This window comes from Acidovorax sp. BLS4 (assembly GCF_032929295.1).
GTDB lineage: Bacteria > Pseudomonadota > Gammaproteobacteria > Burkholderiales > Burkholderiaceae_C > Paracidovorax.
Map to the genome: position 1 here is coordinate 4,888,989 of NZ_CP136797.1, position 16,114 is coordinate 4,905,102.

The 16,114-nt window shown below is 69.6% G+C and carries 14 protein-coding genes; 3 read left to right on the top strand and 11 right to left on the bottom strand.

What is annotated here, in order from left to right:
• The first annotated feature begins 129 nt into the window (after positions 1-129).
• Positions 130-477 (top strand): hypothetical protein, encoded by a 348-nt coding sequence (locus R1Z03_RS22500; RefSeq protein ID WP_317355366.1) that lies wholly within the window; start codon positions 130-132, stop codon positions 475-477.
• On the opposite strand, the gene R1Z03_RS22505 is transcribed toward R1Z03_RS22500, so the two are convergent.
• Entirely contained in the window at positions 385-1,281 is an 897-nt protein-coding gene (locus R1Z03_RS22505; RefSeq protein WP_317355369.1) for a laccase domain-containing protein, read from the bottom strand. The two genes, R1Z03_RS22500 and R1Z03_RS22505, sit on opposite strands and share 93 nt — an antisense overlap.
• A 14-nt stretch (positions 1,282-1,295) precedes the next feature.
• Positions 1,296-1,964: a maleylacetoacetate isomerase gene (maiA, locus tag R1Z03_RS22510; RefSeq protein ID WP_317355372.1), complete on the bottom strand. Its 669-nt coding sequence runs from the start codon at positions 1,962-1,964 to the stop codon at positions 1,296-1,298.
• A gap of 159 nt (positions 1,965-2,123) precedes the next feature.
• Between maiA and R1Z03_RS22515 the strand changes: the two genes are divergently transcribed.
• On the top strand, positions 2,124-2,819 hold the full coding sequence (locus tag R1Z03_RS22515; RefSeq protein ID WP_317355375.1) for a fumarylacetoacetate hydrolase family protein: 696 nt from the start codon (positions 2,124-2,126) through the stop codon (positions 2,817-2,819).
• 95 nt (positions 2,820-2,914) lie between these two features.
• On the top strand, positions 2,915-3,463 hold the full coding sequence (locus R1Z03_RS22520; protein ID WP_284431158.1) for an NUDIX hydrolase: 549 nt from the start codon (positions 2,915-2,917) through the stop codon (positions 3,461-3,463).
• 135 nt (positions 3,464-3,598) lie between these two features.
• Here the strand turns inward: R1Z03_RS22520 and R1Z03_RS22525 are convergent, their stop codons facing one another.
• From R1Z03_RS22525 to R1Z03_RS22565, 9 genes are all read right to left on the bottom strand, one after another.
• A complete protein-coding gene (locus tag R1Z03_RS22525) occupies positions 3,599-4,381 on the bottom strand; it encodes a transporter substrate-binding domain-containing protein (protein ID WP_372588190.1) in 783 nt (260 codons plus the stop codon).
• Between the two features lie 187 nt (positions 4,382-4,568).
• The gene (locus R1Z03_RS22530) at positions 4,569-4,793 is read right to left on the bottom strand and encodes a hypothetical protein (protein WP_317355378.1); all 225 of its coding nucleotides are present in this window, start codon (positions 4,791-4,793) and stop codon (positions 4,569-4,571) included.
• Positions 4,790-5,320 (bottom strand): type VI secretion system amidase effector protein Tae4, encoded by a 531-nt coding sequence (locus R1Z03_RS22535; RefSeq protein WP_317355381.1) that lies wholly within the window; start codon positions 5,318-5,320, stop codon positions 4,790-4,792. The genes R1Z03_RS22530 and R1Z03_RS22535 overlap by 4 nt, the downstream gene beginning before the upstream one ends.
• Before the next feature lie 96 nt (positions 5,321-5,416).
• Positions 5,417-7,993, bottom strand: a complete 2,577-nt coding sequence (locus R1Z03_RS22540) for a transglycosylase domain-containing protein (RefSeq protein ID WP_317355384.1) — start codon at positions 7,991-7,993, stop codon at positions 5,417-5,419.
• Positions 7,994-8,097: 104 nt separating this feature from the next.
• Entirely contained in the window at positions 8,098-10,329 is a 2,232-nt protein-coding gene (ligA, locus tag R1Z03_RS22545; protein ID WP_372588191.1) for an NAD-dependent DNA ligase LigA, read from the bottom strand.
• Positions 10,319-10,855, bottom strand: a complete 537-nt coding sequence (locus tag R1Z03_RS22550) for a hypothetical protein (protein WP_284399789.1) — start codon at positions 10,853-10,855, stop codon at positions 10,319-10,321. Before R1Z03_RS22550 ends, ligA begins: the two co-directional genes overlap by 11 nt.
• 33 nt (positions 10,856-10,888) lie before the next feature.
• Positions 10,889-11,995 carry a cell division protein FtsZ gene (locus R1Z03_RS22555; protein WP_284425601.1) on the bottom strand — a complete coding sequence of 369 codons (1,107 nt, stop codon included), beginning with the start codon at positions 11,993-11,995 and terminating at the stop codon, positions 10,889-10,891.
• Between the two features lie 28 nt (positions 11,996-12,023).
• A complete protein-coding gene (smc, locus tag R1Z03_RS22560; protein ID WP_284431160.1) occupies positions 12,024-15,548 on the bottom strand; it encodes a chromosome segregation protein SMC in 3,525 nt (1,174 codons plus the stop codon).
• A gap of 210 nt (positions 15,549-15,758) precedes the next feature.
• Positions 15,759-16,091, bottom strand: a complete 333-nt coding sequence (locus R1Z03_RS22565) for a YnfA family protein (RefSeq protein ID WP_317355388.1) — start codon at positions 16,089-16,091, stop codon at positions 15,759-15,761.
• Between the last annotated feature and the right edge of the window lie 23 nt (positions 16,092-16,114).

Here is a 16,114-nt window from a genome sequence, read left to right on the forward strand (position 1 = left end):
GTCTCCTCCACAAGAATATGCATGGCCGCGTCAGGGGCGGACCATTGCGGCCATTGTTGCCGAGCGGCGAGCACCGTGGCAACGCCGCTTGCCTTTTTTCACCAACTGCCTTCCAACCCAGGCCCTCACATGTATCTCGTTGTCATTGGATGGCTGTATGTCACGCTGCTGATGGCGGTGGCCGAAGCCATGGCCCCGAACGGCACGGTGCTTGGCGCCATCATTACCCTCGCCCTCTACGGGCTGCTGCCCATGTCGATCGTGGTGTACATCCTGGGCACGCCGGGTCGCAAACGCGCGATCCATGCGCGGCAGCTGGCCGAGCGCGAGGCCGCGCAGGCGGCAGCCGCAGGGCAGACGCCCGCCCCCACGCCAGCGCCGACATCAGCCGCCGGCGGCGCGGTCGAGCCAGATGCAGGCGGCGAAGCGCCCGCTGCCACCGAAGGCGCTGCCGTACCGGTGCGAAAAGAACCGTGACGGCTGGCCCACGGTGCACCACGCGGCGCTGCCGTCATTGCCGTGGACGCGGTCCACGCCCAGGGATTGCAGCCGCTGCCGCGCCAGGCCGGCCAGATCGGCGAGGTATTTGCCTCCGCCCTGCGGGCTGAAATGCCGGTCGGCCGCAGGCAGGGCGTCGCAGAACGCGGCGCGCACTTCCGGGCCCACTTCGAACGCCGTCGGGCCGATGCAGGGGCCCAGCCAGGCGATGCAATCAGCCCGGGAGTCGGCCGCCGGCTCCGCCACGGATTTCTGCGCCGGCGAAGCAGATGCTACGTTTTTTATAGCAATATGCCATAGTTCTGATTGTGCTGGAGGCCTAAAACACTCCAAGGCTGCTTCCAGCACGCCGCGGCCGTCCTGCCCTGCCAGCCCCCGCCAGCCCGCATGCGCGGCCGCCACGCGGGTGCCGCGCGCATCGGTCAGCAGGACCGGCAGGCAGTCGGCCACCATGATCGTGCAGGCCACACCCGGCCCGGTGGCCGTGCAGGCATCGGCCTCGGTGCCGTCCGGGGTGTCGGGGCCGAGCGCGGCCACCTGCCAGCCATGCACCTGGCGCAGGAAGACGGGCCGGGCCGTCTGGCCGCCGCCCCAGCGCAGCGCGTCGCCCAGGATGCGCCGGTTGGCCTGCACCGCCTGCGGATCGTCCCCCACGTGGTCGCCCAGGTTGAGGGCGCCGTAGGGCGCGGCGCTCACGCCGCCCGCGCGCGTGGTGCACAGCGCGCGCACATGGGCGGGCGCCGGCCAGTCGGGCACCAGCCAATCGTGGCCCGGTGGTGGCATGGGCATCGGCGCGGTCAGGCTTCGTGGTCCGGGCAGGCGGACGGGTGCGCGCCCTGGAAGGCGGGCAGCGCCATGGCGGCTTCCCACGCGGCCATGGTGAGCGGCAGGCCGTCCAGGTTCACGCGAAAGCGCTGGGCATTGAAGATCTGCGGCACCAGGCAGCAGTCGGCCAGCGTGGGCACGTCGCCCCAGCAGAACTGCGAGGGGGCCAGTCCGGCGGCCAGCCGCTCCTGCGCTAGCAGGCCCAGCTGGCGTTCGAAGGCCGCTAGGCCGTTGCGCGTCCAGTGGTGGTACCAGGCGGTCTTGGTGTCTTCGCTCTGCTGCAGTTCCTGCGTGAGGTACTTGAGCACGCGCAGGTTGTTGATGGGGTGGATCTCGCAGGCGATCATCTGCGCCAGCGCCCGCACCTGGGCGCGGCCGAGCGGGTCGGCAGGCAGCAGGGGCGGCTCGGGATGCATCTCGTCGAGGTACTCGATGATGGCCAGCGACTGCGCCAGGGTGTGGCCGTCGTCGGTGACCAGCGCCGGCACGAGCGGATCGCCCAGCCGGTCGGCATAGGCGGGAAGGCGGTGTTCGGCACGCACCAGATGCACCGGCACATAGTCGTAAGGCAGGCCCTTGATCCCCAGGGCGATGCGCACGCGGTACGAGGACGATGAACGGAAGTAGTTGAACAGCTTCATGGTGCGGCGAGCATAACGCCGCCCTGCCAGGGACAGCGACCACGCCGGCCCCGTGGCACACTGCCGGTTTGCGCCCGCGCCGGCACGATGCCGCCGCGCGGCCCTCCCCGCATCCGGCGCGGCCAGCCCCGCGCCGTCCCTTTTCGAAGAAAGGCAGACATGAGCTATGTGATTCCTCCCGCGGCCGTGGCCAGCGTTCCTGTCATCGGCACCGGCGACCGGTTCCCCGTGCACCGCATCTACTGCGTGGGCCGCAATTACGAAGAACACGCCAAGGAAATGGGCTTCACCGGCCGCGAGCCGCCCTTCTTCTTCATGAAGCCCGCCGACGCCCTGGTCGTGGTCGATGCCGGCCAGACGGGCACGCTGCCCTACCCCACGCTCACCGCCAACCTGCACCACGAGATCGAACTGGTGGTGGCCATCGGCAAGGGCGGCAAGGGCATCACCGCGGCCGACGCGCTGCAGCACGTGTATGGCTATGCCGTGGGCCTGGACATGACGCGCCGCGACCTGCAGAACGACATGAAGAAGCAGGGCCGCCCCTGGGAGATCGGCAAGGCCTTCGAGCACAGCGCCCCCATCGGCCCCATCACCCCGGCCGCGCAGGCAGGCAACGTGGCGCAGGCCGCGATCTGGCTGCAGGTGAACGGCGCCGACCGCCAGCGCAGCACCGTCTCGCAGCTGATCTGGAACATCGCCGAAACGATCGAGCACCTGTCGGCCGCGTGGGAGCTGCAGCCCGGCGACCTGATCTTCACGGGCACGCCGGAGGGCGTGGGCGCCGTGGTGCGCGGCGACACGCTCGAAGGCGGCGTGGACGGCCTGGGCACGCTGCGCCTGGCCGTGGCCTGACAGCCCCCTCGGGCCCCGCCCTGGCCTCGCGGCCATCGGCCGGGGCCGGTGTTCCCGCTCCGCCGCCCCACGACGCTTCATTTTCAGAAAAACGAATGACCTCCCGCAGCCCCATCAAGCACTGCCGCGAATGTGGAACGGCCGTGGTGTACCGCGTTCCCGACGATGGCGACACCAAGCACCGCGCCGTCTGCCCGGCCTGCCACACCATCCACTACGAGAACCCGCTGAACGTGGTGGGCACCGTGCCCGTATGGCACGACCAGGTGCTGCTGTGCCGGCGCGCCATCGAACCGCGCCGGGGCAAGTGGACCCTGCCCGCGGGGTTCATGGAACTGAACGAAACCACCGCGCAGGGCGCGGAGCGCGAGACCGACGAGGAAGCCGGGGCGCAGATCCAGATGGGGCCGCTGTTCAGCCTGCTGAACGTGCAGCACGTGGGGCAGGTGCATTTCTTCTACCTGGCCCAGCTGCTCAGCGACGCCTTCGATCCGGGCTATGAGACCCTGGAGGCGCGCCTGTTCACCGAGGAGGAGGTGCCCTGGGACGAGATCGCCTTTCGCACCGTGAAGACCACGCTGGAGCGCTATTTCGCCGACCGCAAGGCGGGCAGGTTCGGGCTGCACTGCGTGGACATCGACTGACCCGCCTGCCTTCGCAGGCCATGCGCTGCCGCCGGCTCCATGGAAAAAGGGCGCAGCCACATTACTGTGGCCTGCGCCCTTTGGCTTTTCGGGGAGTCGCTACCGGCGCGGTCGCCCGAAGATGGCGTCAGCCGATCACTTGAGCCACTTGTCGGCCGACTGCTTGAGCGTGCCGCGGGCATCCAGCAGGCCCCAGACGAACTCCATCACGCGCGAATAGTCGGCATCGTCCTTGGGCAGCATGAAGCCCAGGGTGTTGGTGGGCGTGAGCGGCGCGTCGATGAACGCGGCGGTCAGGCGCGGGTCGGCCTTGGCGTAGTGCAGGGCTTCGTAGGTTTCGGTGATCATCACGTCGCCCTTGCCTTCCGCGATGAGTGCGGGGATTTCGGCGTTCTTGTCGTGCGTGCTGACCTGCGCGGCGGTCAGGTTCTGCAGCACGAAGGTTTCGTTGGTGCCACCGGGGTTCTTGATGACACGCACGGACGATTTGTTCAGGTCCTGCAGCGTCTGGTACTGGGCCTTGTCGGCCGTGCGCACCAGCGCCACCTTGCCGAACGGCGCGTAGCCGGGGAGCATCTCGATCTGGCGAATGCGCGTGACGTTGCGGGTGATGCCGCCCACGGCCACGTCGAACTTGTCGCCCTGCATATCCTTCATGAGGTTGGGCCAGCTCGTGGCCACGTATTCGACCTTCACGCCCAGTTCCTTGGCCATGAGTTCGATCACGTCGATGTCGTGGCCGCTGTAGCCGGCATCGGTCTTGATGGCGAAGGGGCGGTAGTCGCCGGGCGTGCCCACGCGCAGGACCTTGCTTTCCATGATCTTGTCCAGCCGGGGGCCGGCGTGGGCAGCGGTCACGAGCGACAGGCAGATCACGGCGCCAGCGGCGACCAGGGAACGCATTTTTCGAGCAATCATGGCAAGGGTATCCAGAGGTTGAGGGGGAGGATCGCAACGGCACGGCGGCCATGGCACCGGCCGCGAACGCACCGCTGGCAAGCATAGCGGAGAGCGGTCGCGCTGCGGTGCATGGCATGCGGAAAGCGCGTGTATGCGACACCCGTACCCGTCAACAACACTTTGGCGCCCTCGAAAGCTATCGCGATCAAATCTTGCGCACGCGCCGCCGATGCAGTGCATAGCCGGTGATCGCGCCAACCAGCGTGGATACCGGCAAAACCCCGAACACCAACACGATTGCCAACGTGTTGGATTGCTCATCATTGAGGGGGTAACCCGCCCCAAACAGACGGTCGTAAGTCACAGAGCCCAGCACGCCGAAGGCCGCGCCCAACAGTGCCCCGAAAATGACGTGGAGAGCGGCTTTCATGCGAGTTGCCAGAACCATACGGCCTGGGCTTTTTCCATATCGGAAACGTCGCTAAAAATGCTGTGGACGCCAAAACCGCCGATGCGTAGGTGAATGCGCAGCCATGACCCACGGTCGCTCAACCGGCTACCGTTCCATAAGTCGATGTGGTCCCCCTGCATTCCTGGCCCCCAGTAGTTTTGAAAGAATACGAGCCCAGTGCGGTCCTTCATGCCCGCACTGCCCTCTGCGTGACCGAATGCCTGCGCGCCTGTGAACTTTTCTATGCGGATCGGCAAGCGGGTTCCTCCAGCCGCCACCCAGTCGGCCACCTCCTGCGCACGGATCGGGTACTTCTCCGTACCCTGTTGCCAGGATCGCACCCCTCGAAATGTTTTGAAGTTCACGCCGGCACGCATGAGGGCGGCTGAAAAATTAATAGCGCACTGGTTTTCGTAGGCCGCTTTGTTCAGCAGAGGCGCATCGCCTTTGACGTTTGGATGGTTTTTCCAGATATCTTGAAAGTTTGGCATTGCGCTGACGGTCATGCGTTTGTATTGCCCACCAGCAAATACCGGCCAGTGGCTTTCCCTTGGAGCCGGGCATTATAGGAACGCGCGCTTGTGTGAGACTGATTCAAGATTTCAAGGCTTGGATTCGATGAAGAACGGCAGCCCGCCGCCCGCCGAGGCCGGCGCCATGGGCGCGGCGGCATCGCCGGTGCCGCCATTCTGGGGAGAGGCCGGTGACGGCGCCGCAGGCTGCCCCGGTGACTGCGGCACCGCCGGCACGGTCGGCTGCCCGCCGAAGCTCGCGCCCGGCAGGCTGCCGCCCCCCTCGATCGGCGTGGCCACGGGCGGCGCGTCGGGCGTGGCATCCTGCAGCGGCTTGAGCGGCGCCTCGGAAATGTCCGGGGCCTCGGGCAGGTTCTGAGGCGCCGATGCCTCGGAGGCCGGGCGCATCGCGGGCTCGACCGGGGACATGCCCTGCGCGGGCGGTGGCGTGTCGGCGGCCGGACCGGTGCGGCGGCCGAAGAGGTCGTAGACCCAGGTGCGCACGCCGCCCACGGCGTTGTCCACCCAGCCGCTCTTTTCCTCCTCGTCGATGAACCGCTCGCGCGCATCGATCACCTTGGTGCGCAGCGCCTGCTGGAACACCTCGCCCACCATGGGCAGCGCGCTGTGGGCGCCCTGCCCCCAGTAATCGCTGCGCAGGGTGATGCGGCCGTCGTTGAAGCCGGCCCAGGCCCCCGCCACCAGTTGCGGGTGCATCAGGATGAACCAGCCGTCGGTGTTGTCCTGCGTGGTGCCGGTCTTGCCCGCCACGTCGGCGGTGATGCCGTAGCGGGTGCGGATCGCGGCGCCCGTGCCCTTGTCGATCACGCCGCGCATGGCGTCGCGCAGGGTCTGCACGGCCGAAAGGCCCGCGGCCCGCTCGGGGTCGGCAGGGGCGAAGTCTTCCAGCACCTTGCCGTTCTTGTCTTCGATGCGCGTGATGACGATGGGCGCGCGGTACTGGCCGCCGTTGGCGATGGTGCCGTAAGCGGCCACCATTTCCTTGAGCGTGACGGGGCTGGTGCCCAGCGCCAGCGAGGGCACCACATCCAGGCGCGACTCGCGCACGCCCATGGCCTGCGCCCACCGCGCCACGCGCTCGGGGCCGACCTTCTGCATGACCTGCGCGGTGATGGTGTTCTTGGAGTAAGCCAGGCCGTCGGCCAGCGTCATGGGCGCGTTGCTGGGCGGGCCTTCATCCGTGGGGCGCCAGACCTGGCGGCCGCCCAGGGGAATCTCCACCGCCTCGTCCATCAGCGTGTCGGTGGGCAGCATCCCGTTGGCGAAGGCCGCGCCGTACACGAACGGCTTGAAGGTCGAGCCCGGCTGGCGGCGTGCGGCCTGCACGTGGTCGAAGGGGTCGGTGGCGAAATCGCGGCTGCCCACCCAGGCCCGCACCTCGCCGCTGCGCGGGTCCAGCGCCAGGAAGCCGGCCTGCACGCGCGTCTTTTGCTGCCGCAGCTGGCGCATGAAAGCGGCGTCGTCCAGCAGGCCCTGCAGGGCTTCGTCGGGTGTGGCGCCCTTGGCCACGGCGGCCTCGTACTGCGCCGATTCGCGCACCAGCGCCTGCACCAGCGGGCCCTTGGGGTTCCAGGCGCTGCGCGAGGCCCAGGCGCCGTCGGCCACGCCCTGCAGCTGCCGGCCCTGGCGGGCGACCGCCTGGTTGGCAAGGGTCTGCAGGCGCGAATCGATGGTGGTGCGGACCACCAGTCCGTCGGCATACAGGCTGTAGCCGTTGCGGTCGGCCCAGTCGATGAGCTGCTTGCGCAGCTGCTGCGCCAGGTGCGGCGCGGGGCCGGCGGTTTCGATCTGGCGCTCGAAGCGGATGCGCAGCGGCCGGCGCGACAGGGTGTCGTACTGCTCGGCGGAGAGCTTGCCGCGCTTTTTCATCTGCGACAGCACGGTGTTGCGCCGCTCCTGCGCGCGCTCGGGGTTGAGCACGGGGTTGTAGTAGCTCGTGCCCTTGAGCATGCCGATCAGGGTGGCGCTCTCCAGCACGGTGAGCTTGTCGGCCGACTTGTCGAAGTACGTGCGCGCGGCCATCTCGATGCCGTAGGCGTTGTACAGGAACGGCACGGTGTTCAGGTAGGTCTCCAGGATCTCGTCCTTGGAGTACAGCACCTCGATCTTGAGCGCGGTGATGGCCTCCTTCAGCTTGCGCGTGAGCGTGGGCGCGCGGCCGATGTCCTCGGGGTAGAGGTTGCGCGCGAGCTGCTGCGTGATGGTGGAGCCGCCCTGCTTGTCGCCGCCCAGGGTGCGGATCAGCGCCGAGCCGGTGCGCCGCCAGTCGAGGCCGAAGTGGTCGTAGAAGCGGTGGTCCTCGGTGGCGATGAGCGCGTCCTTCACGGAAGGGGCGATGTCCTCCAGCGCCACCCATTCGCGGTTGACCCATTTGTATTCGGCCAGCAGGCGGCCATCGGCCGAGACGAGTTGCGCGGGCTGTTCGGTCTTGGCCTTGCGGATGTCGCTGATGGCCGGGGTGAACGGGACCAGGGCCAGCACGTACAGCAGCAGGGCCAGGGGCACGGCCAGCAACGCCCAGAGCACCGCGCGGCGGGACCGCAGGTGGCGGGCGGCGAAGGCCCAGGCGCGCGCCAGCAGCGGCGCGGCGTGGCCCCGCCACGCGGCCGTCAGGCGCGCGCGCAGGGAAGCAGACACAGGGGGCATCGGGGGCTCAATGGTCGAAAAGGGCTCACGCCCTAGGTTGATCTGCCTTGGCAGCTATCAAATACATAGCAAGCGAACAAACGCACGGTAGCGACCGCGCATGCTCATGCGCTCTCGCGGCCCAGCAAGGCCAGCATGCCGGCCTCGTCGAGCACGGGCACGCCCAGCTCCTGCGCCTTCACCAGCTTGCTGCCGGCCTCCTCGCCGGCGACGACGTAGCTGGTCTTCTTGCTGACCGAGCCCGCCACCTTGGCGCCGGCCGCCTCCAGCAGGTCCTTGGCCTCGTCGCGGCTCAGGGTGGGCAAGGTGCCGGTGAGCACGATGGTCTGGCCGGCCAGGGGCAGCACGGCCCGCTCGGCCGGCGCGCCCTCGGGCCAGGTGACGCCGCAGGCACGCAATTGCTCCACCACCTCGCGGTTGTGCGGCTGGTCGAAGAAGGTGCGAAGGGACTCGGCCACGATGGGGCCGACGTCGTTCACCTCCAGCAGTTGCTCCACGCTCGCGTCCATGATCGCGTCCAGGCCACCGAAGTGGCGCGCCAGGTCCTTGGCGGTGGCCTCGCCGATGTGGCGGATGCCAAGGCCGAACAGAAAGCGCGGCAAGGTGGTCTGCTTGGATTTCTCCAGCGCGGCGAGCACGTTCTGGGCCGACTTTTCCGCCATGCGCTCCAGGCTGCTGAGGGCGGTGAGGCCCAGGCGGTACAGGTCGGGCAAGGTGCGGATGACCTGGCCCTCGACCAGCTGGTCCACCAGCTTGTCGCCCAGGCCTTCGATGTCCATGGCGCGCCGCGCGGCGAAGTGCAGGATGGCCTCCTTGCGCTGCGCGGCGCAGAACAGCCCGCCCGAGCAGCGGTGGTTGACCTCGCCCTTTTCGCGCACCACGGCGCTGCCGCAGATGGGGCACTGCCGGGGCATGCGGAAATTGGGCACGTAGGGCTGGCGCGGCGGTGCGGGCAGGCTGACGGGCGCGTCGCTGCCGGCGGCATCGGCCAGATCGACCAGGTCCACCAGCGCATCGGTGGCCGCCGCGGCGGCGGCGTCTTCACGGATGGGCTCGGGCGCCGGCATGGCCGCGCCCAGCGCCGGCGGCACCACGGCCACGACCTCGGGAATCACGTCGCCCGCGCGCCGCACGATCACCTGGTCGCCCACCCGGGCCTTCTTGCGGCGCAGCTCGAACAGGTTGTGCAGCGTGGCGTTGGTGACGGTCACCCCGCCCACGAACACCGGCGCCAGCCGTGCCACGGGCGTGAGCTTGCCGGTGCGGCCCACCTGCACGTCGATGCCGTCCATGCGGGTGACCATCTCCTGCGCCGGGTACTTGTGCGCCACGGCCCAGCGCGGCTCGCGCGTGACGAAGCCCAGCTGGCGCTGCAGGTCCAGGCGGTTGACCTTGTAGACCACGCCGTCGATGTCGTAGGGCAGGCGATCGCGCGAGGCGCCGATCTCCTGGTGGAAGGCGATCAGCTCCTGAGCGCCGTGCGCCACGCGCACCTGCGCCGCCACCGGAAAACCCCAGCCTTTTAGCGCCTGCAGCATGTCGTAGTGCGTGCCGAAGTCGGGCCCGCCCTCGCCGGCCGGCGTGACGTCGCCCAGGCCATAGGCGAAAAAGCTCAGGGGCCGCTGCGCCGAGATGCCCGAATCGAGCTGCCGCACCGCCCCCGCCGCCGCGTTGCGCGGATTGACGAAGGTCTTGCCGCCGGCCTCGCGCTGGCGTTCGTTGAGCTGGTCGAAATCGGCGCGGCGCATGTAGACCTCGCCGCGCACCTCCAGCACCGGGGGGGCGCCGTTCTTGCCGCCCGTGGGCAGCGTCAAGGGAATCTGGCGGATGGCGCGCACGTTGTGCGTCACGTCCTCGCCGACCTCGCCGTCGCCGCGCGTGGCGGCCTGCACCAGGCGGCCGTTTTCGTAGCGCAGGCTCATGGCCAGGCCGTCGAATTTGGGCTCGGCCACGTATTCGACGGGCGCATCGCCCTCGGCCAGCTTCAGCTCGCGCCGCACGCGGGCATCGAAGGTGCGGGCGCCGCTGGCTTCGGTGTCGGTCTCGGTGCGGATGCTGAGCATGGCCACGCGGTGGCGCACGGGCGACAGGCCCTCCATCACCGCGCCGATCACGCGCTGGGTGGGCGAGTCGGGGGTGACGAGGTCCGGGTGGGCCTCTTCCAGCGCCTGCAGTTCACGGAACACGCGGTCGTACTCGGCATCGGGCACCGTGGGCTCGTCGAGCACGTAGTACTGGTGGGCCCAGCGGTTGAGCTGGGCGCGCAGCGCGTCGACGGCCTCGGCGGGTTGCAGGGGCAGTGCGCCGGCTGCGGAAGGTTTGGAATCAGTCACCACGGATGGAACCCAGAAAAGTAGGAGGCTCCTGCACGTTCACAGGAATGGCAGCGGGCATGGCGCGCTGCAGGAAATCCACGACCCGCGCATCGAGCCGACCGAACCCGGGGCGCACCTCGATGGGCTCGCCCGCGTGGCGCTCGAACACGTAGCTGCGCTGGCCCGGCGTACCCTTGACCACGATGGCCCGGACATCTGCCAGCGGCACCTGCACGTGGCCGGGGCGCACGTTCTGGGGCAGGCTCAGGAAGACTTCCGAGCCGTCGATGCGCACCAGGGGCTTGCCCATGCGGCCGAATTGGCGCCGTGCACGCCAACCAGCGATGGCGGGGGCGATGAACAACCCCAGGTAGACCAGCCCAAAGTAGTTGAACCTGCCGATCGTCCGGTACTGCCACAGCGCAACACCCGCGACGACCAGGCACCCGATGGCTGGCAACCACCGGTCCAGGACGGCGTTCGAGGGGCGAAACAGCCCCTGGGGTGTTTCCACCACCGGGGGAAACAGCACGTGCCACCAGCGCATGGGGTGTCCTTTCGGCCCGGGATGACCGGCCACTCAGCTGAACAGGCGGCGCGCCAGCAGCGAGCCGGCCGACAGCTCGCGGCTGTCGAGCTTGTCGTACAGCAGCTCCAGGTCGGCGGCGATGGGGTCCATGGTCATGGCGGGCAGCGGCGTGCCGTTCTGGTCGCACAGCGCGCCGTCCATGGCCTCGCCCAGGGCGGCGGCCACCTCGCGCAGGCGCGCGAACGGCTGCTCGGAGCGGTGCACCTGGGCCACGTCCAGGCTCAGCGTGATGTCGCGGATGGCCGACTGCTCGGGGTCGTCGGACAGGGCGAACTGCGTGTCGTAGGCCAGGGTGAGGACCGGCGGCAGGCCCGGGCCGCTCGCGGGCAGCACCAGCCGGCCGGGAATGGCGCCCGGCGTGAACCCCAGGCGCACGGCGTTCTGCTGCACGTAGCCGGGGCTCCAGGCCGCATGCCGCGCACGCAGCACGAAGGCCAGCTGCGCGTCGTGGTCGCCGGCGAACTGGTCCAGTTCGCGGGCGCGGGCCACCTCGTGCAGCATGTCGGGGAAGTCGGCCGCGGCGTTGATGGCGTCGGCGAAGCCCTGGGCCTTGACGACGAACTCCGAGAACTCGATCTCGTTGAGCGCGCCCACGCGGTTGGCCAGCTGCACGCCGGCCTGGAAGTGACTGTAGCGCTGGCCGGCCACGGGCGTCTCCCACTGCTGCGTGGATTCGTTGAAGCCCTCGATGGCGAAGGCCTTGCTGCCGGCGCGGCGCGTGGGCGGCAGGGCCGCCAGGGCCGCGTCGCCCGAGACGATCTGCTCGGCCACCAGCGGGGCGATGGCGTCGATCAGCGGGTCCAGCCCGCCGCGGCGCTCGGACGGCGGCACGGGCAGCTGCATCGCATCGCGCAGGTCCACGGTGTGGCCGTCGAAGGACGGGTCCGTTCCCGCGCCGGGCGCATCGGCACCCTCCACCGGGGCGCCGCCGGCATCGAAGGCGGGCTCCTGGCGCAGCGCGGGCTCGGCCGCGCCGTCGGGCTCGGGCGGTTTCGCGCGCTTGGGGGCGTTGCGGTGGGCGGACCAGGCGTTGAAGGCGACGATGGCCGCCAGAACGACGCCGCCCGCGATGATGAGGCCGAGTTGGAAGTTGCTCATGGTGAAAAAACGTGCGGCTTCTGGGGGTTCAGGCATCGGCCATGGACAGCGCGGACTCCATGTCCACGGCCACGATACGCGAGACGCCCTGCTCCTGCATGGTCACGCCGATCAGTTGTTCGGCCATTTCCATGGCGATCTTGTTGTGGCTGATGAAAAGGAACTGCGTGCCGCTGCTCATGCTGGACACGAGCTTGGCATAGCGTTCGGTGTTGGCATCGTCCAGCGGCGCGTCCACCTCGTCCAGCAGGCAGAACGGCGCGGGGTTGAGCTGGAAGATGGCAAAGACGAGCGCGATGGCGGTCAGGGCCTTCTCGCCGCCGGACAGCAGGTGGATGGTCTGGTTCTTCTTGCCCGGCGGCTGCGCCATCACCTGCACGCCGGAGTCGAGGATTTCGTCGCCGGTGATGATGAGGCGCGCATTGCCGCCGCCGAACAGCTCGGGGAACATGCGCCCGAAATGGCCGTTCACCGTCTCGAAGGTGCCCGAGAGCAGTTCGCGGGTTTCGGCGTCGATCTTGCGGATCGCGTCCTCCAGCGTGTTCATGGCCTCGGTCAGGTCCGCGGTCTGCGAGTCGAGGAAGGTCTTGCGCTCGCGCGCGAGATTCAGTTCCTCCAGCGCGGCAAGGTTGACCGCGCCCAGCGCCGCGATCTCGCGGTGCAGGCGGTCGATCTCGCTTTGCAGGCCGGCCGAGCGCACGCCGCCGGCCTCGATGGACTGCGCCACCGCCTCCAGGTCGGCCTGTGCGTCGGCCAGCAGCGTGGTGTATTGCTCCAGGCCCAGGCGCGCGGCCTGCTCCTTGAGCTGGAATTCGGTGATGCGGGCGCGCAGCGGATCGAGCGCGCGTTCCAGCTGCATGCGGCGCTCGTCGCTCGCGCGCAGCTTGGCGGTGAGGTCGTCGTATTCGCTGCGCTGGGCGCCCAGGGCCTTCTCGCGCTCCATCTTGAGGTCCAGCGCCTGCTGCAGGCCGCCCTGCGCCGCGGCGTCGGACAGCCGCGCCATCTCGTCGCGGGCGCGCTGCTGCTCGTCGGCCAGCGCGCGGGTCTGGCTGCCCGCCGTGTCCAGCGTGCGGGCGAGTTCGGCCCGGCGCGCCTCCAGGCTGCGGCGGGAGAACGTGGCCTCCTGCGCCTGGCGCTCCAGGCTGCGCTGCTGCTCGCGGCATTCGGCGAGCTTGCGCTCGGCGGCGATCACGCGCTCGTCCAGTTGCGCGTGGCGCTCCTGGCTGTCGGCCAGCTGCATGTCCAGCTCTTCGAAGCGCGCCTCGGCCGTCACGCGGCGCTCCTGCAGGTCGGCCAGTTGCGCCTCGACCTCGGCCAGGTCGGCGCCGATCTGCTCGCTGCGCGCGCGGGCCTGGTCGGCCAGTTGGGTCAGGCGCAGCGTTTCCACCTGCAGTTCATGGGCGCGGCTTTGCGCCTCGCTGGCTTCGCGGCGCGCGGCCACGAGGCGCTGCGAGGCGTCCGCGTAGGCCGACTCGGCGCGCACCAGGGCCGTGCGCGACTCCTCGCTGATGAGGGCCTGGGCGCGCAGTTCCTTTTCGAGGTGCTCGATCTCCTGCGCGCGGGCCAGCAGGCCGGACTGCTCGGAGTCCTGGGCATAAAAGCTCACGCTGTGCGCGCTGACCGCATGGCCCGTGGGCACGTAGACCACCTCGCCGGGCTGCAGCGTGGGGCGGCGGTTCAGGGCCTCGTCGAGCGTCTGCGCGGTATAGCAGCCCTGCAGCCAGTCGGTGAGCACGGCGCGCAGGCCGGCATCGCCCAGGCGCAGCAGGTCGGACAGGCGGGTGGCGGCGCCGGTGGGCTCGGGGATGCCGGCGGGCGGCGCGGTGTAGAAGGCCAGCCGGGCCGGTGGCGCATCGTTGCCGCCCGCGCCGAGAAAGCCGCGCACGCTGTCCAGCCGGCTGACTTCGAGGGCGCCCAGGCGCTCGCGCAGCGCGGCCTCCAGCGCGTTCTCCCAGCCGGGCTCGATGTGGATGCGGCTCCACAGGCCCTGGAGGCCGTCGAGGCCGTGGCGCGCCAGCCAGGGCTGCAGCTTGCCATCGGTCTTGACCTTCTCCTGCAGCGCCTTCAGCGCCTCCATGCGCGCCGACAGGTCGGCCTGGCGGGCGCTTTCCACGTTCACGGCCTGCTGGCGGGTGCGGCGGTCCTCGTCCAGCTGCGGCACGGATTCCTGCAGTTCGGCCAGCCGGGCCTCGGCCATTTCGGCGCCCTCCTGGGCGGCATCGAGCTGGCCGCGCAGGTTGACCAGCCGCGCCTCGTCGGGCGCGGCCAGCGCGTTGCGGTCGGTGCGCAGGCGCTCGTGGCGGGCATCGAGCTGGCGGCTTTGCTCGTCGATGCTGCGCTGCTCGGCGGCCAGCACACCGATCTGCTGCTGCACCTGCACCACGGCGCCGCGCTGCTCGTTGGCACGCTGCTGGCCCTGGCGCAGCGCCTCTTCGAGGTCGGGCAGCTGCAGGGCCTGTTCCTCAACCTGGGCGGCCAGCAGTTCGGCACGCTCGTCGGCGTCCACGCCGGCGCCGGCGAGGTTCTCCATCTCGTGTTCGGCCTCTTCCTTGCGGGCCGACCACTGCGCGATCTGCTCGGCGAGCTGGGCGAGGCGCAGCTCCACGCGCTGGCGGCCTTCCACCACGTAGCGGATCTCGGCCTCCAGGCGGCCCACTTCGGCCGTGGCCTCGTAGAGCTTGCCCTGGGCCTGGTTGACGTGGTCGCCCGCGGCGTAGTGCGCCTGGCGGATGGTTTCGAGGTCGGATTCGACCGAGCGCAGGTCGGCCATGCGCGATTCGAGGTCGTTCACGGCCTGCAGGCCGTCGGCGCGCACCTTGGCCTGCTCGGCCTCGGCATCGGCGCGCTTCAAGAACCACAGCTGGTGCTGCTTGAGGGTGACGTCGGCCTGCAACGCGTTGTAGCGGGCAGCCACCTCGGCCTGCTTTTCCAGGCGCTCCAGGTTGGCGTTCAGCTCGCGCAGGATGTCTTCGACCCGCGTGAGGTTCTCGCGCGTGTCCGACAGGCGGTTTTCGGTCTCGCGGCGGCGCTCCTTGTACTTGGAGACGCCCGCGGCCTCTTCCAGGAACAGGCGCAGCTCTTCGGGGCGCGACTCGATGATGCGGCTGATGGTGCCCTGGCCGATGATGGCGTAGGCCCGGGGTCCCAGGCCCGTGCCCAGGAACACATCCTGCACGTCGCGCCGGCGCACGGGCTGGTTGTTGATGAAGTAGCTGCTGTTGCCGTCGCGCGTGAGCACGCGCTTGACGGCGATCTCGCCGTACTGGTTCCACTGCCCGCCAGCGCGGTGGTCGGCGTTGTCGAAGACCAGCTCCACGCTGGCGCGGCTGGCCTGCTTGCGGCTGGTGGTGCCGCTGAAGATCACGTCCTGCATGGACTCGCCGCGCAGCTCGCTGGCCTTGGACTCCCCCAGCACCCAGCGCACCGCATCCATGATGTTGGACTTGCCGCAGCCGTTCGGGCCCACCACGCCCACCAGTTGGCCCGGCAGCATGAAGTTGGTGGGTTCTGCGAACGACTTGAAGCCGGCGAGTTTGATGGAGTTGAGACGCACGGGTCTGTGGGCGGGCTGGGGGCGTTGAAGCGCTCAAAACGGCGCGGCCGCGCCGCCGGGCGGGCCAGCGTGGCCAAGCCCCGGATGATACCGTGCCGGGGTGGCGCGACTGCCAGGGAAACGGCCCGCTCCTACAGCCGCCGCCGCTTCAAGCCCAAAAGGCCTCCAGCTCAATCAGCACTAGGGCATATAGCTATCAAAAAAGTAGCATCAGCCAGCGCGGGGGGCGAAGGCGATGATCGCCATGCCGGCCAGAGTGACGGCCACGCCCGCCAGGTCCCACGCGGTGGGGCGCACGCCGTCCACCGCCCAGAGCCAGCCGAGGGCCACCGCCACGTAGACGCCGCCGTAGGCCGCATACACCCGGCCGGCCGCGGCCGGATGCAGGGTGAGCAGCCAGGCGAACAGCGTCAGGCAGGCAGCGGCCGGCACCAGCAGCCAGGGGCTCGCGCCCTGGCGCAGCCACAGCCACGGCAGGTAGCAGCCCACGATCTCCGCCAGCGCGGTAACGGCGTACAGCGCCAGGGTTTTCAGTTCGAACATGGGACGGCTCGGAAGGACCGGGA